Annotated in this window: 21 protein-coding genes; 7 read left to right on the top strand and 14 right to left on the bottom strand. The window is 62.9% G+C overall.

The window, feature by feature from the left end; translation table 11 throughout:
* Positions 1 to 193 precede the first annotated feature (193 nt).
* Positions 194 to 868 (top strand): heavy metal response regulator transcription factor, encoded by a 675-nt coding sequence (locus tag ACIQUI_RS02465; protein ID WP_403194677.1) that lies wholly within the window; start codon positions 194 to 196, stop codon positions 866 to 868.
* Positions 865 to 2,247 carry a heavy metal sensor histidine kinase gene (locus ACIQUI_RS02460; protein WP_403194675.1) on the top strand — a complete coding sequence of 461 codons (1,383 nt, stop codon included), beginning with the start codon at positions 865 to 867 and terminating at the stop codon, positions 2,245 to 2,247. Before ACIQUI_RS02465 ends, ACIQUI_RS02460 begins: the two co-directional genes overlap by 4 nt.
* A gap of 128 nt (positions 2,248 to 2,375) precedes the next feature.
* Here ACIQUI_RS02460 and pdxJ read toward each other — a convergent pair whose 3' ends face one another.
* From pdxJ to rpoE, 10 genes are all read right to left on the bottom strand, one after another.
* The gene (gene pdxJ, locus ACIQUI_RS02455) at positions 2,376 to 3,098 is read right to left on the bottom strand and encodes a pyridoxine 5'-phosphate synthase (protein ID WP_403194818.1); all 723 of its coding nucleotides are present in this window, start codon (positions 3,096 to 3,098) and stop codon (positions 2,376 to 2,378) included.
* A gap of 61 nt (positions 3,099 to 3,159) precedes the next feature.
* Positions 3,160 to 3,843, bottom strand: a complete 684-nt coding sequence (recO, locus tag ACIQUI_RS02450) for a DNA repair protein RecO (RefSeq protein WP_403194673.1) — start codon at positions 3,841 to 3,843, stop codon at positions 3,160 to 3,162.
* Positions 3,844 to 4,013: 170 nt separating this feature from the next.
* Positions 4,014 to 4,916, bottom strand: a complete 903-nt coding sequence (era, locus tag ACIQUI_RS02445) for a GTPase Era (RefSeq protein ID WP_391132085.1) — start codon at positions 4,914 to 4,916, stop codon at positions 4,014 to 4,016.
* Positions 4,909 to 5,598, bottom strand: a complete 690-nt coding sequence (gene rnc, locus ACIQUI_RS02440; protein ID WP_391132087.1) for a ribonuclease III — start codon at positions 5,596 to 5,598, stop codon at positions 4,909 to 4,911. The genes era and rnc overlap by 8 nt, the downstream gene beginning before the upstream one ends.
* A gap of 163 nt (positions 5,599 to 5,761) precedes the next feature.
* Positions 5,762 to 6,616, bottom strand: a complete 855-nt coding sequence (lepB, locus tag ACIQUI_RS02435; RefSeq protein WP_049276347.1) for a signal peptidase I — start codon at positions 6,614 to 6,616, stop codon at positions 5,762 to 5,764.
* A 5-nt stretch (positions 6,617 to 6,621) separates the two neighbouring features.
* A complete protein-coding gene (gene lepA, locus ACIQUI_RS02430; RefSeq protein WP_025754588.1) occupies positions 6,622 to 8,421 on the bottom strand; it encodes a translation elongation factor 4 in 1,800 nt (599 codons plus the stop codon).
* A 181-nt stretch (positions 8,422 to 8,602) separates the two neighbouring features.
* The gene (locus tag ACIQUI_RS02425) at positions 8,603 to 10,000 is read right to left on the bottom strand and encodes a DegQ family serine endoprotease (protein ID WP_403194816.1); all 1,398 of its coding nucleotides are present in this window, start codon (positions 9,998 to 10,000) and stop codon (positions 8,603 to 8,605) included.
* 209 nt (positions 10,001 to 10,209) lie between these two features.
* On the bottom strand, positions 10,210 to 11,175 hold the full coding sequence (locus ACIQUI_RS02420) for a MucB/RseB C-terminal domain-containing protein (RefSeq protein ID WP_403194670.1): 966 nt from the start codon (positions 11,173 to 11,175) through the stop codon (positions 10,210 to 10,212).
* A 12-nt stretch (positions 11,176 to 11,187) separates the two neighbouring features.
* Positions 11,188 to 11,778 carry a sigma-E factor negative regulatory protein gene (locus tag ACIQUI_RS02415; RefSeq protein ID WP_201200935.1) on the bottom strand — a complete coding sequence of 197 codons (591 nt, stop codon included), beginning with the start codon at positions 11,776 to 11,778 and terminating at the stop codon, positions 11,188 to 11,190.
* Between the two features lie 31 nt (positions 11,779 to 11,809).
* Positions 11,810 to 12,391: an RNA polymerase sigma factor RpoE gene (gene rpoE, locus ACIQUI_RS02410; protein ID WP_003252049.1), complete on the bottom strand. Its 582-nt coding sequence runs from the start codon at positions 12,389 to 12,391 to the stop codon at positions 11,810 to 11,812.
* Between the two features lie 434 nt (positions 12,392 to 12,825).
* Between rpoE and nadB the strand changes: the two genes are divergently transcribed.
* The gene (gene nadB, locus ACIQUI_RS02405; protein ID WP_403194668.1) at positions 12,826 to 14,430 is read left to right on the top strand and encodes an L-aspartate oxidase; all 1,605 of its coding nucleotides are present in this window, start codon (positions 12,826 to 12,828) and stop codon (positions 14,428 to 14,430) included.
* Positions 14,431 to 14,734: 304 nt separating this feature from the next.
* On the opposite strand, the gene ACIQUI_RS02400 is transcribed toward nadB, so the two are convergent.
* Both ACIQUI_RS02400 and ACIQUI_RS02395 read right to left on the bottom strand, forming a co-directional pair.
* Positions 14,735 to 15,199, bottom strand: coding sequence for a protein YgfX (locus ACIQUI_RS02400; RefSeq protein WP_403194666.1), 465 nt, complete (start codon positions 15,197 to 15,199; stop codon positions 14,735 to 14,737).
* Positions 15,183 to 15,437: a succinate dehydrogenase assembly factor 2 gene (locus ACIQUI_RS02395; protein WP_391132098.1), complete on the bottom strand. Its 255-nt coding sequence runs from the start codon at positions 15,435 to 15,437 to the stop codon at positions 15,183 to 15,185. The genes ACIQUI_RS02400 and ACIQUI_RS02395 overlap by 17 nt, the downstream gene beginning before the upstream one ends.
* A gap of 133 nt (positions 15,438 to 15,570) precedes the next feature.
* Between ACIQUI_RS02395 and ACIQUI_RS02390 the strand changes: the two genes are divergently transcribed.
* Both ACIQUI_RS02390 and ACIQUI_RS02385 read left to right on the top strand, forming a co-directional pair.
* Entirely contained in the window at positions 15,571 to 16,512 is a 942-nt protein-coding gene (locus ACIQUI_RS02390; RefSeq protein ID WP_403194664.1) for a YgfZ/GcvT domain-containing protein, read from the top strand.
* A 55-nt stretch (positions 16,513 to 16,567) separates the two neighbouring features.
* Entirely contained in the window at positions 16,568 to 17,374 is an 807-nt protein-coding gene (locus tag ACIQUI_RS02385) for an HDOD domain-containing protein (protein WP_403194663.1), read from the top strand.
* 126 nt (positions 17,375 to 17,500) lie between these two features.
* Here the strand turns inward: ACIQUI_RS02385 and ACIQUI_RS02380 are convergent, their stop codons facing one another.
* Both ACIQUI_RS02380 and ACIQUI_RS02375 read right to left on the bottom strand, forming a co-directional pair.
* Entirely contained in the window at positions 17,501 to 18,880 is a 1,380-nt protein-coding gene (locus ACIQUI_RS02380) for a sensor histidine kinase (RefSeq protein WP_403194661.1), read from the bottom strand.
* A complete protein-coding gene (locus tag ACIQUI_RS02375; RefSeq protein ID WP_391132106.1) occupies positions 18,873 to 19,544 on the bottom strand; it encodes a response regulator in 672 nt (223 codons plus the stop codon). The genes ACIQUI_RS02380 and ACIQUI_RS02375 overlap by 8 nt, the downstream gene beginning before the upstream one ends.
* Before the next feature lie 200 nt (positions 19,545 to 19,744).
* Between ACIQUI_RS02375 and ACIQUI_RS02370 the strand changes: the two genes are divergently transcribed.
* Positions 19,745 to 21,034 (top strand): OprD family porin, encoded by a 1,290-nt coding sequence (locus ACIQUI_RS02370; protein ID WP_403194659.1) that lies wholly within the window; start codon positions 19,745 to 19,747, stop codon positions 21,032 to 21,034.
* 32 nt (positions 21,035 to 21,066) lie between these two features.
* Positions 21,067 to 22,047: a Bug family tripartite tricarboxylate transporter substrate binding protein gene (locus ACIQUI_RS02365; RefSeq protein ID WP_403194657.1), complete on the top strand. Its 981-nt coding sequence runs from the start codon at positions 21,067 to 21,069 to the stop codon at positions 22,045 to 22,047.
* The last annotated feature ends 100 nt before the right edge of the window (positions 22,048 to 22,147 follow it).

Raw genomic sequence — 22,147 nt, 5'->3', positions numbered from 1 at the left:
TTCCAAGCCCTGTGATGATCCTGTGGGAGCGGGCGTGCCCGCGAAAGGGCCGGAACAGACAACCAGATAACTGCAGGATTACAAATCCGTTATCTGCACCGCCGGCCCTTACTCATGCCGTAACATCCTGCCCCTTGACCCTGATGTCACTACAGGGTCGAGAATCGCCCCCTTTCATCACACCGAGCCCCCAATGCGCCTACTGATCATCGAGGACGAACTGCGTACCGCCGACTACCTGCAACAGGGCCTGCGCGAGAACGGCTATGTAGTCGACTGTGCCCATACCGGCATAGACGGCCTGCACCTGGCCCGCCAGCACGCTTACGACCTGGTCATCCTCGACGTCAACCTGCCTGAACTTGATGGCTGGACCGTGCTGCAACGGCTGCGCGCCGGGTCAGCCACGCGCATCATGATGCTGACTGCCCACGGCCGCCTGGCCGACCGGGTCAAAGGCCTGGACCTGGGTGCCGACGACTACCTGCTGAAACCCTTCGAGTTCCCGGAGCTGCTGGCCCGCATCCGCAGCCTGCTGCGCCGCAACGACCAGCAAATGCTGCCCAGTACCCTGCGCGTCGCCGACCTGGAGCTTGACCCCGGTCGCCACCGCGCCTACCGCGCCGGCCAGCGTATCGACCTGACTGCCAAGGAATTCGCCCTGCTGCACCTGCTGATGCGCCAGACCGGCGAAGTGCTTTCGCGCACACAGATCATTTCGTTGGTATGGGACATGAATTTCGACTGCGACACCAACGTGGTCGAGGTCTCGATCCGGCGCCTGCGGGCAAAGATCGACGACCCGTTCGACGACAAGCTGATCCATACCCTGCGTGGGGTAGGCTATGTACTTGAGGCGCGCTTTTGAAAAACGCCAGCCTGTCGCTACGCCTGGGCCTGAGCGTGACGCTGATGGGGGCCGCACTGGTGCTGTTGCTGGCCTGCCTGGCCGTGTTCGCCCTGGATCACGAACTGGACAGCCGTGCACGCAAGGACCTGGCGCGCAAGATGCTGCAAGTCGAGCACAACCTGCGCGTCGACCTGCGCAGCGAGGACCTGGGCAGCCGCGCCCATCCACTGCTCGACCTGGTGATGGGGCATGACAACCTCAGCCTTAGCGTACTGGCCCTGGAAAGTCGCCACCCGCACCTGCTCAGCCTCGGCCCGGCCCTGGAGTCGCGGGTCGGCGACTTGCCCACCGCTGCGCGCCTGGCTTTTCATCAATGGCGCGACAGCAATGGCAACCAGATGCTCACCGTGACGCGGCTGATGCAGCTGCGTGACAACACCCCAGTCAAGGTGATGATGTCGCTCAACCGCGCCGACGACAACGCCCTGCTGCAGGCCTATCTGCATTCAACCTTGCTGGCATTGCCACTGCTGCTGGTATTGATTGGCGCAGGCGCCTGGTGGCTGATGCAACGCGGCCTGAAGCCGCTGCGGCGCTTCCGGCGGATTGCTGGGCAAGTGTCGGCCCAGCACCTTCAGCATCGCCTGCCCGCCACCGGCCTGCCACACGAACTGGCAGAACTGGCTACCAGCATCAACGTGATGCTCGACCGCCTCGATCAGGGTGTCAGCCAGTTGTCGCAGTTCTCCGACGACCTGGCCCATGAACTGCGTACGCCATTGAGCAACCTGATGGGCAAGGCGCAAGTGACCCTGGCCCGTGAGCGGGACAACGCCAGCTACCGCGAAGTACTGGAGGACAGCATCGAGGAACTGACCCGGCTCAATCGCATCATCAATGACATGTTGTTTCTCGCCCAGGTCAGCCAGCCGCAGACACAGGTCGCTCGCAAACCCATGGCATTGGCCGACGAGACGGCAAGGGTTGTCGAGCTTTTTGCCTTCAGCGCCGAGGTGAAGGAGGTTGAATTGCGTGTTCAGGGCTGGGGCACGGCGCAGGGTGATCGGCTGATGTTCCAGCGTGCGTTGTCAAACCTGCTGAGCAATGCAATACGACACTGCCCTGACGCTACGCCCGTCGAATTGCGTATCGAGCGCTCGGGCGGCGAAGTGAGGCTATCGGTGCAGAACCAAGGGCCTGGCATTGCTGCCGAACACCAGCCGCGCCTGTTCGAGCGTTTTTACCGGGTGGGCTCGGGGCGCTCGCGGCTGGAAGGCGGGACTGGTCTGGGGTTGGCGATCGTGAAGTCGATCATGCAGTTGCATGGCGGGCGGGTTGAGGTGAACAGCAGCCCTTTGGGTCCCACCTGCTTCACCTTGGTATTTCCTGCCGAGTAATGCACCGCCTGTACCGGCCCTTTCGCGGGCAAGCCCGCTCCCACAGATACAGCGCAACATTCAGAACTGGCGCGACACCTGTGGGAGCGGGCTTGCCCGCGAAGAGGCCGGTACAGGAGACCTTTAAATCAGCGCGAAGCCGCCACGATCAGCGCCTTCATCTCGGCCACTGCGGCCTTGAAGCCAACGAACAGGGCGTGCGCCACCAGCGCATGGCCAATGTTCAATTCGTTGATGCCCTTGATCGCTGCCACCGCCTCGACGTTGTGGTAATGCAGGCCATGGCCGGCATTCACGATCAGCCCCTGCCCCACGCCAAAGGCCACGCCATCGACAATACGCTGGAGCTCTTCAGCCACTTCAGTCGGGGTTTCGGCATCGGCGTAACGCCCGGTGTGCAGTTCGATAGCGGGCGCGCCGACCCGGCGCGAGGCCTCGATCTGGCGCTCGTCAGCATCGATGAACAACGACACCTCGGCACCGGTGCGCGACAACCGCTCCACGGCGGCCTTGATCCGCGCTTCCTGCCCTGCCACATCCAGGCCACCTTCGGTGGTCAGCTCCTGGCGGGTTTCGGGAACCAGGCAAATGTGCGCCGGGCGGATCTTCTCGGCAAAGGCCATCATCTCTTCGGTGACGCCCATTTCGAAGTTCATGCGCGTCTGCAGCACATCCTTGAGCACCAGCACGTCACGCTCCTGGATATGCCGGCGGTCTTCACGCAGGTGCACGGTAATGCCATCGGCGCCCGCTTCTTCAGCGTCCAGGGCTGCCTTCACCGGGTCAGGGTAACGCGTGCCCCGGGCCTGGCGCAGGGTCGCCACGTGGTCGATGTTTACGCCAAGAAGCATGCGGTTGCTGTGAGTCACGAAAGGCTCTCCTGAAGGTTGAGCCCCACAGCATACGTCGTGATCAGCGCTTGCGAAACAGTTCCCGGCTGACCAGCGGTTTTGCGCCCAGGTGAACGGCCAGGGCCTGGCGCATCAGGCGCTTGGCGGCGAGCAAGGCACCGGGTGCGTCCCAGTCGGCTTCCGCCAGCGCCAGGAGCTCGGTGCCGCGGAACAGCCCGGGTTGTACCAGTTCGACCCGCTCCAGGCCGGCATCCACACGCAAACGGTAAAGGCCGTCGAGGGTGATGGGATGATCGTTCACGTCATGGCTCAACGAAAACGCATAACCGAGTTCGTCCAGCAGCCGCCATTCGAACGAACGCAGCAGCGGCTCCAGCGGGCGCCCGGCTGCCAGCGCCTGCAAGGTCAGGGTGTAGTGCTCGAACAGGGCCGGGAACGGCGCCTCGGCGGGCAGCAGGCGCATCAGCAGTTCGTTGAGGTACAGCCCGCTGAACAGGGCATCGCCGTTCAACCAGGCAGCGATGCCGGCGCTGTCCATCCGCCCGACATTTTTCAGCTCGCCGCGGCCGCGCAGCTCCACTTCCAGCGGCACGAACGGCCGCATCAGGCTGCCGCCCTTGCCACGCGCACGGCGCAGTACGGCACGCATGCGGCCCTGCGGCGTGAAGAAGTCCACCAGTGCGCTGGTTTCCTTGTAGGCACGGCTATGCAGGACGTAGGCCGGTTGACCGACTGGCTGTTCCATAAAGTTCACTCGTTACCTGCGCCCCGGCAATACTGCTAATTGGGTCTGCTGTGCAGCCCATCGCAGGCAAGCCAGCTCCCACAGGTACTGCACATGACTTGAAGTCGATGCTGTCAGTGTGGGAGCTGGCTTGCCTGCGATGGGCCGCATAGCGGCCCCAAGAGCATTACTTAGAGGTCGCCATAGCCCAGCGAACGCAGGGCGCGCTCGTCGTCGGACCAGCCGCCTTTCACCTTGACCCACAGGTTGAGCATGACCTTGGAGTCAAACAGCACCTCCATGTCCTTGCGCGCCTCGGAGCCGATGCGCTTCACGCGCTCGCCCTTGTCGCCAATGATGATTTTCTTCTGGCCGTCGCGCTCTACCAGGATCAGCGCGTGAATATGCAGCACGTGGCCCTGCTGCTTGAACTCTTCGATTTCCACGGTGATCTGGTACGGCAGCTCTGCACCCAACTGGCGCATGATCTTCTCGCGCACCAGCTCGGCCGCCAAGAAGCGGCTGCTGCGGTCGGTGATCTGGTCTTCCGGGAAGAAATGATCGTTTTCCGGCAGATGCTTGGCGATCTGCGCTTCCAGCGCCTCCAGGTTATGCCCCTGCTGCGCGGAGATCGGCATCACCTCAGCGTTCGGCAGTTGCTCCTGCAGCCACTGCAGGTGCGGGATCAACTCGGCCTTCTCTTCCATGCGGTCGGTCTTGTTGACCGCGATGATCACCGGGCCGGTCACATACTGCACACGCTCCAGTACCAGTTGGTCCTCGTCGGTCCACTTGGTGCGGTCAACCACGAAGATCACCACGTCGACGTCCTTCAGGGCCGCCGACGCATTGCGGTTCATGTAGCGGTTCAGGGCCTTGTCATTGGCCTTGTGGATACCGGGGGTATCCACGTAGATCGCCTGCACGTCACCCTCGGTCTTGATGCCGAGCATGTTGTGGCGGGTGGTCTGCGGCTTGCGCGAGGTAATCGCCAGCTTCTGGCCGAGGATGTGGTTGAGCAGGGTCGACTTGCCCACGTTGGGGCGGCCGACAATGGCCACGTAGCCGCAGCGAGTCGGGTTGTTATCAGTCATTGCCATTCTCCACGCCCAGGGCGATCAGTGCAGACGCGGCGGCGACTTGCTCGGCAATACGCCGGCTAACGCCCTGACCACGGCTCTTGTTGTTCAGCAGCACGACTTCGCATTCTACGAAGAAGGTACGGCAGTGCGGTTCACCCTGGATATCCACTACTTCGTAACGCGGCAGCTCACAGCTGCGCGATTGCAGAAACTCTTGCAGGCGGGTTTTCGGGTCCTTGTTGGTATCGACCAGGGTCAGGCCTTCGAACTCATCAGCCAGCCAAGCCAGCACGCGCTCCCGGGCCGTGTCCATGTCGGCGTCCAGGTAGATGGCACCAATCAGTGCCTCCAGCGCGTCGGCCAGGATCGACTCGCGACGGAAGCCGCCACTCTTGAGCTCTCCCGACCCCAGGCGCAGGTAATCGCCCAAGTCGAAACCACGCGCCAGACGGGCCAGGGTCTCACCCTTGACCAGGCGCGCACGCAGGCGCGACAGCTGGCCTTCACGGGCCTGCGGGAAACGCTCGAACAGCGCTTCGCCGGCGACGAAGTTGAGAATGGCGTCACCGAGAAACTCCAGGCGCTCATTGTTGCGCCCGGCGTAGCTGCGATGGGTCAGCGCCAGGAGCATCTGGTCCTGGTTCTTGAAGGTATAACCGAGCTTTCGCTCCAGAGGGGCAAGGGAAGCACTCATGCGGCCACCCGTTCGTTGTTCAACGCGTTGTTCAAATCAACATCCTGAAAGACTGTTTGGCTGTGGTCCGCCGCGCGATCTGCGGCGAATCTCCCGATCCCTGAGAACACAGCCTATGTCAGAAATGCATTCGGCGCTGTCTGCTGGACAGCGCCGATGGGTATCAATGGATCAGGCCGACCCGCGACAGGTTGGGCAAGTGGCTGAGTTTGGGCTCTGGCCAGCTCATCCAGACTGCGAAGGCCTTGCCGACGATGTTCCGGTCCGGAACCATGCCGTGCAGTTCCTTGGGAATGTTCGGGTCATCCCAGTAACGGCTGTCGTTGGAGTTGTCGCGGTTGTCGCCCATCATGAAGTAATGGCCTGCCGGCACGGTCCACTGCTGGTCCGGCGGCATGCGATAACGGCTCATTTCCTTGCGGATCAGGTGTTCTGCCTCACCGAGCTTTTCCTTGTACAGCTCGGCGCTGCCCAGGGTGCCCGGCTCGGTGCCCACCAGTTGTTCGGCAATCGGCTGGCCATTCACGAACAGCCGCTTGTCGTTGGTGTAACGAATCTGGTCGCCCGGCAGGCCGACCACACGCTTGATGTAGTTGACGTTCGGGTCGCTCGGGTAACGGAACACCATCACATCACCGCGTTGCGGGTCACCGACCTCGATGACCTTCTTGTCGATCACCGGCAGGCGAATGCCGTACGAGAACTTGTTCACCAGGATGAAATCGCCCACTTCCAGGGTCGGCTTCATCGACCCCGAAGGGATCTGGAACGGCTCGACCAGGAACGAGCGCAGTACCAGTACGATGAACAGCACCGGGAAGAACGACTTGCCGTACTCGACCAGCAACGGCTCCTTGTTCAGGCGTTCGACCACGGCCATCTCGGGCTGGCTGACGCTGCCCTGGTAGTTGGCGATTGCCGCACGCCGGCGCGGGGCCAGGAACAGCAGGTCGATCAAGCCCAGCAGGCCGCAGACGAAGACGGCGATGACTAGCAACAGCGGGAAATTTAGCGACATAGGACCTAGCTATCCAACCTGAGCACGGCGAGGAAGGCTTCTTGTGGAATTTCCACGTTGCCGACCTGTTTCATGCGTTTCTTACCGGCCTTCTGCTTCTCCAGCAGTTTCTTCTTACGGCTGACGTCACCACCGTAGCACTTGGCCAGTACGTTCTTTCTGAGCGCCTTGACGGTTGTACGCGCGATGATCTGGCCGCCAATGGCTGCCTGGATCGCCACGTCGAACATCTGCCGAGGGATCAGTTCCTTCATCTTCTCGGTCAACGCACGGCCTTTGTAGGCCGCGTTGTCGCGGTGCACGATCAATGCCAGGGCATCGACCTTGTCGCCGTTGATCAGTACATCCAGCTTGACCAGGTTGGCCGACTGGTAGCGATCGAAATGATAATCCAGCGAAGCATAGCCGCGGCTGGTGGACTTGAGGCGATCGAAGAAGTCCAGCACCACTTCGTTCATCGGCATGTCATAGCGCACCTGCACCTGGCTGCCGAGGAACTGCATGTCGCGCTGCACGCCACGTTTCTCGATGCACAGGGTGATGACGTTGCCCAAGTGCTCCTGCGGCACCAGGATGGTCGCGGTGACAATCGGCTCGCGGAAATCTGCGACAGCAGAAACGTCCGGCAGCTTGGACGGGTTGTCGACGACGATGGTTTCGCCGGTTTTCAGCTCCAGCTCATAGATCACGCTAGGTGCGGTGGTGATCAGGTCCAGGTCGTATTCGCGCTCCAGGCGCTCCTGGATGATCTCCATGTGCAGCATGCCGAGGAAGCCGCAACGGAAGCCGAAGCCCAGGGCGTCGGAGCTTTCCGGCATGTACTGCAACGACGAGTCGTTCAGGGTCAGCTTCTGCAGTGCATCGCGGAAGTCCTCGAAGTCGTCGGAGCTGACCGGGAACAGGCCGGCGTATACCTGCGGCTGGATCTTCTTGAAGCCTGGCAGCACTTCGACCTCTGGGGTCGAGGACAGGGTCAGGGTGTCACCTACCGGGGCACCGTGGATGTCCTTGATGCTGGCAATGATGAAGCCTACTTCGCCGGCTTTCAGATCAGCGGTCTGGGTATGCTTCGGGGTGAACACACCGACGCTGTCGACCAGGTGCACCTTGCCGGTGGACTTGACCAGGATCTTGTCGCCTTTCTTGACGCGGCCCTGGCGCACGCGCACCAGCGAGACCACGCCCAGGTAGTTGTCGAACCAGGAGTCGATGATCAGCGCTTGCAGCGGGGCATCGATTTCGCCTTCAGGTGCTGGAATGGAGTGCACCAGGCGCTCGAGCACCTCGTCCACGCCCATGCCGCTCTTGGCGCTGCAGGCCACGGCGTCGGTGGCGTCGATGCCGATGATCTTCTCGATCTCGTCCTTGACGCGGTCCGGGTCGGCCTGGGGCAGGTCCATCTTGTTCAGGACCGGCATGACCTCAAGGCCCTGCTCGATGGCGGTGTAGCAGTTGGCAACCGACTGGGCTTCGACACCCTGGCCGGCGTCGACCACCAGCAGTGCACCTTCACAGGCCGCCAGCGAGCGCGAGACTTCGTAGGTGAAGTCGACGTGACCGGGGGTGTCGATGAAGTTCAGCTGATAGGTCTTGCCGTCCTGCGCCTTGTAATGAAGCGTGACGCTGTGGGCCTTGATGGTGATACCGCGCTCACGCTCCAGGTCCATGGAATCGAGCACCTGGGCTTCCATCTCGCGTGCCGACAGGCCACCGCACATCTGGATGAAACGGTCGGCCAGCGTCGACTTGCCATGGTCGATGTGGGCGATGATGGAGAAATTGCGGATATGACTCAAATCACTCACGGGTCAACACTCGAAAAGGCTGCGAGCCGGACGCCCGCCGAAAAATAGCCGGGAATTGTACCTTAAGCTGCTGGGATATGGGAGATTCCTCTGTCCGACTGTACACAGCAAACACTCCCACAATTGTGAATATTCATGAAAAAGGGCAGCCGAGGCTGCCCTTTTCTCCTCGCCAGACCGCTTATTCAGCGAGCTTGAAGGTGATGAAGCTGGCACGGCCCTGACGCAGCACGCGCATCGACACCGAACGGTTCTTCGGCAGTTCCTTGGCGATTTCGGTGAATTCCTTGGCCGAACCGATGGCCTGGTTGTTCAGGTGGCTGATGACATCACCCGGACGCAGGCCGATCAGCGCTGCCGGGCCATCCTGCACTTCCTTGATGACCACGCCGCCTTTGAGCTCCAGCGATTTCTTCTGCTCGGCGGTCAGGTCTGCGACCGATACACCCAGGCGGTTGCTGCTGCGCTCTGCACTGCCCTCGGCGCCGGTGCCAATGTCGGCGTCGTCATCCGGCATCGCACCCACGGCTACATCCAGGGTCTGGCGCTTGCCGTTACGGATGATTTCCAGCTTGGCCTTCTCGCCATCTTTCAGGCTGCCAACCAGGTGCGGCAGGTCGGCCGACATGACGATCGGCTGGCCGTTCATGCTCAGGATCACGTCACCCACCTGCAGGCCGCCCTTGGCTGCCGGGCCGTTTTCCAGCACCTGCGCCACCAGGGCACCGGCCGGTTTGTCCAAGCCGAAGGATTCAGCCAGGTCCTTGTTGACCTCCTGGATCACCACGCCCAGCCAGCCGCGGCTGACCTTGCCGTCTTTCTTCAGCTGGTTCGACACGTCGATTGCCACGTCGATCGGGATGGCGAACGACAGGCCCATGAAGCCGCCGGAACGGGTGAAGATCTGCGAGTTGATACCCACCACTTCGCCCTTCATGTTGAACAGCGGGCCGCCGGAGTTACCCGGGTTGATGGCCACGTCGGTCTGGATGAACGGCACATAGGTGTCGTTTGGCAGGGTGCGGCCCTTGGCGCTGACAATACCTTTGGTCACCGAATGGTCGAAGCCGAACGGCGAACCGATGGCCAGCACCCACTCGCCCACCTTGAGTTTCTCGGAATCACCCAGCTTTACCGTGGGCAGGTTCTTGCCTTCGACTTTCAGCAGGGCCACGTCGGTACGTGGGTCGGTGCCGATCAGTTTGGCCTGCAGCTCACTGCGGTCCGACAGGCGGACGATGATCTCGTCGGCATCGGCTACCACGTGGTTGTTGGTCAACACATAGCCATCGCTGGAAATGATGAAGCCCGAGCCAAGCGACATGGCCTCACGCTGGCGGTCGCCACGCGGCGATCGAGGCTGCTGCGGCATGTTGCGCTCGAAAAATTCTCGGAACATCGGCGGCAGGCCTTCCAGGTCGGGCATCTGCCCGGAAGCGACGCGGTTCGGCAGCTTCTGCTTGGTACTGATGTTGACCACGGCCGGCGAGGCCTGCTCGACCAGCGTGGTGAAGTCCGGCAGGGCTTCTTCGGCCTGGGCGGTGAGCACCTGGCCGAGCATCAGCACGGCGGCGAACATCGATAGGTAGGATTTCAAGCGTGGTGTTGACATACGGCTCCCGTCACAACGAGCGGTAGTTTAGAAAGGCCCCTGCACAACGCAGGAAAGGCCAGGCTCCTGAAAGCCTGACCTATAGAAAATTTGCCGGTGGATTGCAAATGACAATGCTTTAATTTCATTTCAGCCGCATGCCAGCCCGCCTTGGCATAGCCCGGTAAGGCACGCCATCACTGGCGCGCCTGGGCATCCTGAGGGCGCATCGACAACGCGACGCGTTCTGCCGTACCCAGCGGGATTTCGCCCACCACGGTGACCATGACCTTGCCCTTTGGCGTATTCAGGCGGCGCGAAACCGCGGAGGTCGGACCCAGCTGCGTACGCATGTCGGTACCGCCATCATCTTTCACAGGCTCGAGGAACACCGAGAAGCGCGCCAGGCCATCGTCGTACATCAGGCTGCTGACCGCACTGTCGAGTTTGGCATCACGACGTACCGAACTGTTGACCAACTCGAACCCGGGCGGCAGCCAGTCCGAACGCCAGCCGGCGACGGCATCATTGCTGGCAGCCGCAACATGCTGCACTGGCTTGCAGCCAGCACTGGGGCGCAAGTCAGCCTCGCTGGGCATCTGGTCGGTATCAAGGCGGGTCATCTGGAAGCGCTCCAGCAATTGCCCTTTGTCGTTGAGCATCAACGAGCGCAGTGGCAGGCCGGTATTGCGGTCCAGATGAAGTTCGAAGGCATAGCGGTGCTGGTCGCGGGGCGTGAGCGTCACGATCACGGCATCGCGCCCGGCGACCCGTGACTTGCCCGCCACGCTCAAATCGTACCAGCCCATCAATTTCAGCGGATCAAGCACACGCGGCGCAGTGTCTGGCGGTGCTGCCACACTGCTGACCAAGGCCCCACTGACACATTCCACATTCCCGTCCACGCGCACGATCTCCTGGGCGGCGCCATCGAGCTGCAACAGCCGCTCGCTGACCTTGCCGCCCTCGACCCGGTGCCAGATGTCATGGGAAGAGAAGCTGCCGTTGCGTTCGTAGACGAAAGAGCCTTGGTAGCTCTGCTTTTGCTCGGCCTGTGCCAGCTTGTTCAACCACTCACTCGCCTGGGGCGATGAGTTGGCCGCCAATGCTGGCACCGTCATGCAGCTGCCAATCAGCAGCGACAGGAGAGGTAGCGCGCGCATGATCCTCCTTACTTAGCGGTTTTCCAGGCTGGCAGCGCGGGCATACGGCAATGCGGTTTCAGTGCCCTTGAGCGCAGACTCCTGGGCATGCTGGCGCAGGTAGCCCGGCAGACGCTGATCCCAGCCGGCCTGGTTCTGCAGCACACCGTTGGCCATCGGCCCGGTCGGTTGCTCACTGCTCTCACTATAGCCTGCCAAAACAGCCGGGCCCTGTGCTTGTGGCACGCTCAAGCCTTGCTGGACCGGTTGCTGGGCAGCCAGCTCGGCGCCAGTGATCTCGTCCTGGTTGTACATGCGTACCCCAGCCAGCACGGCCACGGTAACCGACGCAGCGACCGCCAGGCGGCCAATGCTGCGCCACGGGCCTTTCTTGACCTTGGCCGGCACGGCTTCGTCAGCCAGCGCCGCAGACACCGCCGAGGCGATATCCAGGTTGGGCAGCAGCAGCTCCTTGTGCATGGCTGCACGGGCAACCTGGTAGCGCGACCAGGTGGCACGGGTTTCAGCATCGTCGACGGCGCTCAGCACCCGACGCAGTTCCAGTTCGTCCGCTTCGTTATCCATCACCGCGGACAGCGATTCCTGCAAAGCTTCACGACTCATGGCGGTTCCTCTCTTGGCTGTCGCCGCTGTCTCAGGTTTCCTGCAACAACGGCTGCAGGGCTTTATCTATGGCCTCCCGAGCGCGAAAGATTCGAGAGCGCACGGTACCCACCGGGCATTGCATGACGCTGGCAATGTCCTCGTAACTCAGTCCGTCAAACTCGCGCAGGGTCAGGGCCGTACGCAGGTCTTCGGGCAGTTGCTGGATGGTGCGATGGACAGTGCCTTCGATTTCATCCCGCAACAACGAGCGCTCTGGGGACTCGAGATCCTTGAGACCATGATCGCCGTCGTAAAACTCCGCATCCTCGGAGCTCACATCACTGTCTGGCGGCCGTCTTCCACGGGACACCAGGTAGTTTTTCGCCGTGTTGATGGCGATGCGGTACAGCCAGGTATAAAACGCACTGTCACCGCGGAAATTGCCAAGCGCACGGTACGCCTTGATGAAGGCTTCCTGTGCTACATCCTGGGCCTCGTGGGTATCGTGAACGAACCGCACGATCAACCCGAGAATCTTGTGCTGATACTTCAGCACCAACAGATCGAACGCTCGCCTGTCACCGCGCTGAACACGCTCGACAAGCTGCTGATCCTCTTCCTGGGTTAGCATGAACACTCCTCAGTGAACTCGAAGGAGCGTTGCAACAGCCATCGTTCAGGCTTGCAACCATAGACTCGGGCTTTTCGCAAAAGTTCTCCCCTCCAAGCAAGTTTCCTGCAGCCCTTGGTCGGCTTGCACGGAAGACGCGGCACGGTCACGGCCGGCTACGTCGATAATCAGGTTCTGAATACGCAGAAGCAGCCTGGACAGGCCTGCCACCCTGCGTCGCCGCGGCAAATTGTGACGTGCGGACAGCCTTCATAGGATTTCCGGCAATGTCGGAAAGTTCCCACAAAGGTTGTCTCGACCCGGCAAGTGGCATGGAAATTGGCCACCCGGGGCTGCTATAAAGGCATCCCGGCCAAGTTTAACGATAGTTTCACAATGCCATCTGCGCGTGACTATTGTGCCGCGCCCCCTCTGAAGATTACTAGTGTCCCGACATGAGCCAACAATTCCAACATGATGTCCTGGTGATCGGCAGCGGTGCCGCCGGTCTCAGCCTGGCACTTAACCTCCCCAGCCACCTGCGCGTTGCCGTGCTCAGCAAGGGCGACCTGGCCAACGGCTCGACCTTTTGGGCCCAGGGCGGCGTTGCCGCCGTGCTGGACAACACCGATACCGTTCAGTCGCATGTCGAGGACACCCTCAATGCTGGCGGCGGCCTGTGCCATGAAGACGCGGTGCGTTTCACCGTCGAGCACAGCCGCGAAGCCATCCAGTGGCTGATCGAGCAAGGCGTGCCCTTTACCCGCGACGAGCACTACAGCGTCGACGACGGCGGCTTCGAGTTCCACCTGACCCGCGAGGGCGGCCATAGCCACCGGCGCATCATCCACGCCGCCGACGCCACTGGCGCAGCCATCTTCACCACGCTGCTGGAACAGGCCCGCCTGCGCCCGAACATCCAGTTGCTGGAGCAGCGCGTGGCGGTCGACCTGATTACCGAACGCCGCCTGGGCTTGCCGGGCGAACGTTGCCTGGGGGCCTATGTACTGAACCGCAACACTGGCGAGGTGGACACCTTCGGTGCCCGCTTCACCGTACTGGCCACCGGCGGTGCGGCCAAGGTCTACCTGTACACCAGCAACCCCGACGGCGCCTGCGGCGACGGCATTGCCATGGCCTGGCGGGCCGGTTGCCGGGTGGCCAACCTGGAGTTCAACCAGTTCCACCCGACCTGCCTGTACCACCCACAGGCCAAGAGCTTCCTGGTTACCGAAGCCCTGCGCGGCGAAGGCGCGCTGCTACGCCTGCCCAATGGCGAGCGCTTCATGCCACGTTTCGACCCGCGCGAAGAGCTGGCGCCGCGCGACATCGTGGCCCGCGCCATCGACCACGAGATGAAACGCCTGGGCGTGGACTGTGTGTACCTGGACATCACCCACAAGCCCGCCGACTTCATCAAGGGCCACTTCCCTACCGTGTACGAGCGCTGCCTGACGTTTGGCATCGACATTACTCGCCAGCCGATCCCGGTGGTGCCGGCTGCGCACTACACCTGCGGCGGGGTGATGGTGGACGACCGTGGCCACACCGACGTGCCGGGCTTGTACGCCATTGGCGAAACCAGTTTCACCGGCCTGCACGGCGCCAACCGCATGGCCAGCAACTCGCTGCTGGAGTGTTTCGTCTATGGGCGCGCCGCAGCTGCCGACATCCAGGCGAATCTGGAGCAAGTGGTCATGCCCAAGGCGCTGCCCGGCTGGGATGCCAGCCAGGTGACCGATTCGGATGAAGACGTGATCATTGCGCACAACTGGGACGAGTTGCGGCGCTTCATGTGGGACTACGTGGGCATCGTGCGGACCAGCAAGCGGCTACAGCGGGCGCAGCACCGCATTCGTTTGTTGCTGGATGAAATTGACGAGTTCTACAGCAACTACAAGGTCAGCCGTGACTTGATCGAACTGCGCAACCTGGCGCAGGTGGCCGAGTTGATGATTTTGTCGGCGATGCAGCGCAAGGAGAGCCGTGGCTTGCATTACACCCTGGATTATCCAGGGATGCTGGACGAGGCCAAGGACACCATTCTCAGCCCGCTCTGAAATTTGCGGTGCCTGTGAGACCGAGCGCCGCCCGCGCGGCGCTTCGCGGGACAAGCCCGCTCCCACATTTGTTGCAACGTGCCAAACCTGTCAGGCCATGGTTGCCAGCCTTGTTGCCTTGACGCAATGTCTTGGCTGGCGATACTACCGCCTCATCCGTCTTCAGTCTTGCACCAAGGCAGACAACGCCTCTTCCACAGGCATGGCCACGTTGCAACAAATGTGGGAGCGGGCTCGTCCCGCGAAGCGCCGCGCGGGCGGCGCTCGATCTCACAGGCGCTGAAACTGTCAAGGCGAACACCTGTCAGCCCTGACTCGCCCCCACCTCGGCCCACCTGCGCCGACTGAACTTCAACCTTACCCGCAAACGCCGGTGCTCATCCGCCCCCAGCGCATCCCGCGGTATGCACTGGCTCTCCCCCACCCATAGCCCCGCCCGCTCGAAGCGCAACACCACCAACCCCGGCAACGCCACGCTATCCCGGCACAGCCGAACCGGCTGCCAGCCACGGGCAAGGCTGAACACCTGCCAGCCGCGCACATCACGGCGCAAGCCGACCACGGCATGTTCATGCGTTAACAGGATACGTCGGGGAATGGCCCAGCCAGCGTGGGCAATACAGGCGGCGGCAATGGCAAGGGCCAACCACCCAGGCAGCGGGCTCGCCCACACGGCAAGCCACGCCAGTACCTGGCAAGCCAGGTAGGCCGCTAGCAGCAGGCGCGAGCCTTGCCAGCGGCACTCGAAACACTCACTTGGGCTGGACACGGTCCAGGATGATGCGGACCATGCGCTGCAGTTCCGGGTCTTCGGACTCTGTGCGCTCCATGAACCAGCCGAACATGTCCTGATCCTCGCAGCTCAGCAGGCGCACGTACAGTTCGCGATCGGCGTCGTTGAGCGTCGGGTAGACTTCCTGGGTGAAAGGCACCAGCAGTACGTCCAGTTCCAGCATGCCGCGGCGGCTGTGCCAGAAAAGCCGGTTGAGTTCAGTTTGTTCGACCATGGGGCCCTCCTCGAATGGCCGGCCAGTATACAGCCAGGCGAGCGATGCGACACCGGGCGTTGGTCTAGTCACCTACCTATTTTGTTACTGGCGTTCTATGATGGCCGCCAGTCTTTAGCCACCGCGATGACCCATGGCCGATTCCGCTTTCTTCTGCCCCCTGTCCCACGAGGGCATCCTCGCCGTCCGCGGCTCCGATGCAGGCAAGTTCCTGCAAGGCCAGCTGACCTGCAACATCAACTATCTCAGCCAGGAACACGCCAGCCTCGGCGCCCGCTGCATGGTCAAGGGGCGCATGCAGTCGAGTTTCCGCATCCTGCCCGAAGGCAACGGCTACCTGCTGGCCATGGCCAGCGAACTGCTTGAAGCACAACTGGCCGACCTGAAGAAGTACGCCGTGTTCTCCAAGGCCACGCTGACCGATGAAAGCGCCGCCTGGGCACGTTTTGGCCTGCAAGGTGGCGAAGCTGCGTTGCAGGCGCTGGGGCTCGACGTGCCCGCAGCCGCTGGCAGCACCGTGCGCCATGAAGGCCTGATCGCCATTGCCGTTTCTACCGGCCGGGTAGAGCTGTGGGTACCGGCGGAAAAGGCCGACGCGGTACGCCAGGCCCTCGCCAGCGCCTTGCCTGAGGGCAGCCTCAACGACTGGCTGCTGGGGCAGGTGCGCGCCGGTATCGGCCAGGTCACGGGGCCGACCCGCGAGCTGTTCATCCCGCAGATGATCAACCTGCAGGCCGTTGACGGCGTCAGCTTCAAGAAAGGTTGCTACACCGGCCAGGAGATCGTCGCCCGCATGCAGTACCTGGGCAAGCTCAAGCGCCGCCAGTACCGCCTGGCACTGGACCAACAAGCCATTCCGGCCCCGGGTGCCGAGATTTTCTCGCCGACCCATGGTTCGTCAGTCGGTGAAGTGGTCATTGCAGCTGGCAATGGCGCAGGCTGCGAGTTGCTTGCAGTGCTCAGCGCCGAGGCAGTGGCAGACGACAACCTGCACCTGGGCAGCCTGGAAGGCCCGCGCCTTCAAGTGCTGACCCTGCCTTACGAACTGGACCGCGACCGGGAAATCCAGCGCTGACCAGCCTGCCCCGCCTGTGCGGCGGGGCGGCACCACCACTGCGGTAGACACGCCCATGAACAAGCTGGCCGAGATGGTTCAAGCACAGTTGCTCGATGCCATCGAAAAGGATGACCTGGTCCTGCCGACCCTGCCCGAGGTTGCCTTGAGCATCCGTGAGGCAGCGGAAGACAGCGAGATCAGCGTAGCGGCCCTGAGCAAGGTGATCGGTCGCGACGCGGCCCTTTCAGCGCGCCTGATCAAGGTAGTCAACAGCCCGCTGCTGCGTGCAGCGGTCGAGGTTACCGACCTGCACACCGCCATCACGCGGCTGGGCATCAACTACAGCTGCAACCTGGCCATCGGCCTGGTGATCGAGCAGATCTTCCATGCTCGCTCTTCAGCGGTAGAGCAAAAACTGCGGGACATTTGGGCCAACAGCCTTGAAGTTGCGGGCATCAGCTACGAAATATGCCGGCGCTACACCCAGCTCAAGCCTGACCAGGCCACCCTGGGCGGGCTGGTCAACCAGATTGGCGCACTGCCGGTGCTGATCTACGCAGAGGAGCACAATGAGCTGCTGTCAGACCCTGTTTGCCTGCATTACGTGATCGAGCAGATCCAGCCGGTGCTGGGGGACAAGATCCTCAAGGCCTGGGAGTTTCCAGAACAGCTGGTCAACCTGCCAAGCCAACTTCAGGACCTGGACCGGCAGACCGACAAGGTCGACTACATCGACATCGTGCAGATCGCCCGCTGCATCAGCCAGCGTGGGCGCCATCGACCGTTGGCGGCGCTGCCGGCGTACCGCCACCTGGGGTTGCCGTTTGGTACCGAACTGGAAGTGGATGAGCTGCTTGAGGCGCGGAGCATGTTGCGCTAAAGGGTCTTAGCCTTGCCGGCCTCTTCGCGGGCATGCCCGCTCCCACAGGGACCTCACTGCTTTAACGGGCTGCGCCGTCTCTGTGGGAGCGGGCGCGCCCGCGAAGAGGCCAGCACAGGCAACCCATCAGTCGGCAATGAAGCTCACCCGCACCCGCAACCCGCCATTGGCCCCATCATGCAGGCTCACCTGCGCCAGGTGCGCCCGGCAGATCTCGCCGACAATTGCCAGACCAAGCCCACTGCCCTGGGCACTGCGCCGGTAGAAGCGCTCGAATACCCGCTCGCGCTCGGCCTCGGGAATGCCTGGCCCATCGTCCTCCACCTCCAACACCGCTGGCGCCACCACCCGCAAGATCACGTTACCGCCCTCTGGCGTATGCGCCAGGGCATTGTCTACCAGGTTGCTCAGCAGCTCGTTGAGCAGCGTCGGCTCGCCCTTGAGCCACACCGGCGCCTCGGCTTCCAGCGCCAACGCCACCCCGCGCTTGTGCGCAAGAGGCGCCATCGCCATACCCAGCTCACGGGTCAGCTGGCTCAGGTCCAGGCGCTGTGCGCCACCTTCGGCAATCGCCCGTGCGCCGTTTTCGACCCGCGCCAGCGACAGTAACTGGTTGGCCAGATGGGTCAGGCGGTCAGTGCCCTGGACTGCAGATTCCAGTGTCTGCCGCCACTCCTGTGGCGCGGATGAGCGCAAGCCAAGCTCCACCCGCGCCTTCAAGGCAGCCAGCGGCGTGCGCAGTTCGTGGGCAGCATCGGCAATGAACTGTGCCTGGCGCTCGAACTGACCGCGCAGGCGCTCGGTAAAGTGGTTCAAGGCCCTTACCAGCGGACCCAGTTCACGCTGCACCTGCACCACCGGCAACGCCCGCAGGTCGTCCGGCTGGCGCTCTTCCACCGCCGTACGCAGCCGCTCCAGCGGCCGCAGCGCGGCACTCACGGCAAACCACACCATCACCAGCGCGCCCAGCGCCAGCATGCCCAGGCGCAGCAGGGTATCGGCCATCAGCCCACGGGCCATGCGCACCCGCGCCTCCTCGGTCTCGGCCACACGGATTTCCGCCATGCCGTTCATGTTCGGCTCGCTCACCGCCTTCAGCAGGCTGACCACACGCACATCCTGGCCGAGGTAGGTGGCGTTGTAGAACCGCGCCAATGCGGGGTAATCGTCGGTACGTGGGGTGCCCGGCGGCGATGGCGGCAGGTTCTCGTAACCGGAAATCAGCCGCTGCTTGATGTCCAGCACCTGGTAGTAGATACGCCCGGCACTGTCGTAGGCGAAGGTATCGAGGGCCACGTAGGGCACATCTGCGCTCAGCGATCCGTCCCGCTGCGACAGGCCGGCAGCAATGGTCCGCGCCGAGGCCAGCAGGGTGCGGTCGTAGGCAGTGTCGGCCGCCTCACGGCCATTCCAGTAAGCGCTCAGGCCACTGGCCAGCATCAACACCACCAGCAGCAGGGCCAGGTTGCCCAGCAGGCGCCCGCGCAGGCTGCCGTTGTCACGCATCGCGGTGCTCTAGCAGGTAGCCCAGCCCACGAAAGGTGACGATGGCCACCGGGTGGCCGTCGAGCTTCTTGCGCAGGCGGTGGATGTAGATTTCGATAGCATCGGGGCTGGCTTCTTCGTCCAGGCCGAACACCTGGGCTGCCAGTTGCTCCTTGCTCATCACCCGCCCCGGGCGGGCAATCAGCGCCTCCAGCACGCTTTGCTCGCGCGAGGTCAGGGTCAGGTTGTCGTCGCCGAGGGTGAAGCGCCGGGTGTCCAGGTCGTAGACCAGCGGCCCGCAGCGTTGCTGGCGCTCGCCACCCAGTACGCTGCGGCGCAACAGGGCCTTGACCCGCGCTTCCAGCTCGGTCAGTTCGAACGGTTTGGCCAGGTAGTCATCGGCCCCCAGATTCAGGCCATGGACCCGGTCCTTGACGTCGCTGCGCGCGGTCAGCATCAGCACCGGCACGGTCTTGCCACGACCGCGCAGGCGCGCCAGCACCTCGAAGCCGTCCATGCGCGGCAAGCCGACATCCAGCACAGCCACGGCATATTCCTCGCTGGCCAGGGCCAGGTCGGCAGCCACGCCGTCATGCAGCACATCCACGGTCAGGCCGTGGCTCTTCAAGGCCTGGGCCACGCTTTCGGCCAGTTGCAGGTGGTCTTCGACCAGCAGCACACGCATCGGATTCTCCCTGCTCGGGTGGGGCGGTGGCGCGGAGTGTACCGCTGTCGCCAAGCCTGTGAAGCCCCTTGTAACAAACCTTTCTCGCTGAAAGGTTAGCGAAAGGTTCGTTGCCTAGCATCGCACCACGGTCGCGCTTCGCGCCGAAAAAAGCACCAGCAAGGTGCAACGAATAAGAACAATAAACGGAGTCATCGACGATGCTGTCATCGCAGCCGCAGGCGCTCACGCCTACCCGTTCCTTTGCCGCACGCCCCTGTGCCATCGCCAGCGCCCTTGCGCTTGCCGGTGTCGCCCCGATGAGCCAGGCCGCCTTCTTCGAAGACAGCACAGCCACTTTCGAAACCCGCAACATGTATTTCAACCGCGACTTTCGCGATGGCACCAGCGCGCAGCAATCCAAGCGTGACGAGTGGGCCCAGGGCTTCATCCTCAACTTCGAGTCGGGCTACACCGATGGTACCGTAGGCTTCGGCCTGGACGCGCTGGGCATGCTCGGCATCAAGCTCGACTCCAGCCCCGATCGCACCGATACCGGCCTGCTGCCCACCCACGATGACGGCAAGGCTGCCGACGAGTACTCCAAGCTCGGCCTGACCGGCAAGGTGAAGATTTCCCAGACCGAACTGAAAATCGGCACCCTGATCCCGGAGCTGCCGACCCTGCAGCCCAACGACGGGCGCATCCTACCGCAAACCTTCGAAGGCGGCCTGCTCACCTCGAAGGAGATCAAGGGCCTGACCTTCACCGGCGGGCGCCTGGACAAGGCCAAGGACCGCAACGACACCAACTGGGAAGACCTGGCACTGAACAACAAGAACGGCCGATTTGGTGGCACGTTCAGCGCGGACAACCTGGCCCTGGGCGGGCTGGACTACCAGTTCACCGACCGCATCACCGGCAGCTATCACTTCGCCCAGCTCGACGACATCTACCGCCAGCACTTCATTGGCATGGTCGCCACCCAGCCGTGGGGCCCGGGCACCTTCGGCGCCGACCTGCGCCTGGCCGTTAGCGACGACGCCGGTGCCGCCAAGGCCGGCAACATCGACAACACCACCGTCAACGGCATGCTCAGCTACGCCCTGGGCGGGCACAAGGTCAGCGCCGCCTGGCAGCAGCTGTCCGGGGATAGCGCCTTCCCTTACGTCGATGGCGCCGACCCCTACCTGGTCAACTTCGTCCAGATCAACGACTTTGCCGGCGCCGACGAGCGCTCCTGGCAAGCGCGCTACGACTACAACTTCGCCGCCCTCGGCGTGCCCGGCCTGACCTTCATGACCCGCTACATCAGCGGCGACAACGTCAGCCGCGCCGCGGGTGGCGAAGGCAAGGAATGGGAACGCAACACCGAACTGAAGTACGTGGTACAAAGCGGCCCGTTGAAGAACGTCGCCGTGCGCCTGCGCAACGCCACCTTCCGCTCCAACTTTGCCCGCAATGCGGACGAGGTGCGGTTGCTGGTGAGCTATAGCGTCGCCCTGTGGTAACCCCATAACAACAATGCTCACGGAGATAGACGATGACCTTTTCACTGTGCCGCCTCGTCCTCGCTACCGGCTGCCTGCTGTTGGCCGGCAACGCCCTGGCTGCCGAACCGAAACGCCCTGAATGCATCGCCCCCGCCTCGCCCGGCGGTGGCTTTGACCTGACCTGCAAACTGGTGCAAAGCGCCCTGGTGCAGGAAAAGATCCTCAGCAAACCGATGCGCGTCACCTACATGCCCGGCGGCGTCGGCGCGGTGGCTTACAACGCGGTGGTTGCCCAGCGCCCGGCGGATGCCGGCACCCTGGTGGCGTGGTCCAGCGGTTCGCTGCTGAACCTGGCACAAGGCAAGTTCGGCCGCTTCGACGAAAACGCAGTGAAGTGGCTGGCTGCTGTCGGCACCAGCTACGGCGCCATCGCGGTGAAAAGCGATTCGCCCTACAAGACCCTCGACGACCTGGTCGCGGCACTGAAGAAAGACCCGAGCAAGGTGGTAATCGGCTCCGGCGGCACCGTCGGCAGCCAGGACTGGATGCAGACCGCCTTGATCGCCAAGGCTGCCGGCATCAACCCGCGTGACCTGCGTTACGTGGCCCTGGAGGGCGGCGGCGAAATTGCCACGGCGCTCCTCGGTGGCCACATCCAGGTCGGCTCTACCGACATCTCCGACTCCATGCCACACATCCAGAGCGGCAACATGCGCATCCTCGCGGTGTTCTCGGAAAACCGCCTGGACGAACCCGAGATGAAGAACATCCCCACCGCCAAGGAACAGGGCTACGACATCGTCTGGCCGGTGGTACGCGGCTTCTACCTGGGGCCAAAGGTGAGCGACGAGGATTACGCCTGGTGGAAGCAGTCGTTCGACAAGATGCTGGCCTCGGAAGACTTCGCCCAGCTGCGTGACCAGCGTGAGCTGTTCCCGTTCGCCATGACCGGCGAAGAGCTGGACGGCTATGTGAAGAAGCAAGTGGCTGACTACAAGGCACTGGCCAAGGAATTTGGCCTGATCCAGTAATTCGAGCACCCACTCGGTCCCTGTGGGAGCGGGCGTGCCCGCGAATGCGCCAGTCGCAACAGCATTGTTGTGTGATCAATCGCATTCGCGGGCACGCCCG

The sequence above is a fragment of the Pseudomonas sp. NPDC090592 genome, from assembly GCF_044769185.1.
Lineage (GTDB): Bacteria > Pseudomonadota > Gammaproteobacteria > Pseudomonadales > Pseudomonadaceae > Aquipseudomonas.
The sequence above is the reverse complement of the archived record's forward strand: the minus strand, read 5'-3'. Positions and strand labels throughout refer to the sequence as shown.

Bases quoted from the DNA above. Each gene is read 5' to 3' on its own strand.
- nadB (WP_403194668.1), top strand. From the start codon at position 12,826: ATGAGCCAACAATTCCAACATGATGTCCTGGTGATCGGCAGCGGTGCC.
- ACIQUI_RS02365 (WP_403194657.1), top strand. From the start codon at position 21,067: ATGACCTTTTCACTGTGCCGCCTCGTCCTCGCTACCGGCTGCCTGCTG.
- ACIQUI_RS02390 (WP_403194664.1), top strand. From the start codon at position 15,571: ATGGCCGATTCCGCTTTCTTCTGCCCCCTGTCCCACGAGGGCATCCTC.
- ACIQUI_RS02385 (WP_403194663.1), top strand. From the start codon at position 16,568: ATGAACAAGCTGGCCGAGATGGTTCAAGCACAGTTGCTCGATGCCATC.
- lepB (WP_049276347.1), bottom strand. From the start codon at position 6,616: ATGTCGCTAAATTTCCCGCTGTTGCTAGTCATCGCCGTCTTCGTCTGC.
- ACIQUI_RS02420 (WP_403194670.1), bottom strand. From the start codon at position 11,175: ATGCGCGCGCTACCTCTCCTGTCGCTGCTGATTGGCAGCTGCATGACG.
- ACIQUI_RS02395 (WP_391132098.1), bottom strand. From the start codon at position 15,437: ATGGTCGAACAAACTGAACTCAACCGGCTTTTCTGGCACAGCCGCCGC.
- recO (WP_403194673.1), bottom strand. From the start codon at position 3,843: ATGGAACAGCCAGTCGGTCAACCGGCCTACGTCCTGCATAGCCGTGCC.
- ACIQUI_RS02425 (WP_403194816.1), bottom strand. From the start codon at position 10,000: ATGTTCGCCGCCGTGCTGATGCTCGGCCAGGTGCTCACCGCCCAGGCC.
- ACIQUI_RS02380 (WP_403194661.1), bottom strand. From the start codon at position 18,880: ATGCGTGACAACGGCAGCCTGCGCGGGCGCCTGCTGGGCAACCTGGCC.
- ACIQUI_RS02370 (WP_403194659.1), top strand. From the start codon at position 19,745: ATGCTGTCATCGCAGCCGCAGGCGCTCACGCCTACCCGTTCCTTTGCC.
- ACIQUI_RS02465 (WP_403194677.1), top strand. From the start codon at position 194: ATGCGCCTACTGATCATCGAGGACGAACTGCGTACCGCCGACTACCTG.
- pdxJ (WP_403194818.1), bottom strand. From the start codon at position 3,098: ATGCTTCTTGGCGTAAACATCGACCACGTGGCGACCCTGCGCCAGGCC.
- era (WP_391132085.1), bottom strand. From the start codon at position 4,916: ATGACTGATAACAACCCGACTCGCTGCGGCTACGTGGCCATTGTCGGC.
- ACIQUI_RS02375 (WP_391132106.1), bottom strand. From the start codon at position 19,544: ATGCGTGTGCTGCTGGTCGAAGACCACCTGCAACTGGCCGAAAGCGTG.
- ACIQUI_RS02415 (WP_201200935.1), bottom strand. From the start codon at position 11,778: ATGAGTCGTGAAGCTTTGCAGGAATCGCTGTCCGCGGTGATGGATAAC.
- rpoE (WP_003252049.1), bottom strand. From the start codon at position 12,391: ATGCTAACCCAGGAAGAGGATCAGCAGCTTGTCGAGCGTGTTCAGCGC.
- rnc (WP_391132087.1), bottom strand. From the start codon at position 5,598: ATGAGTGCTTCCCTTGCCCCTCTGGAGCGAAAGCTCGGTTATACCTTC.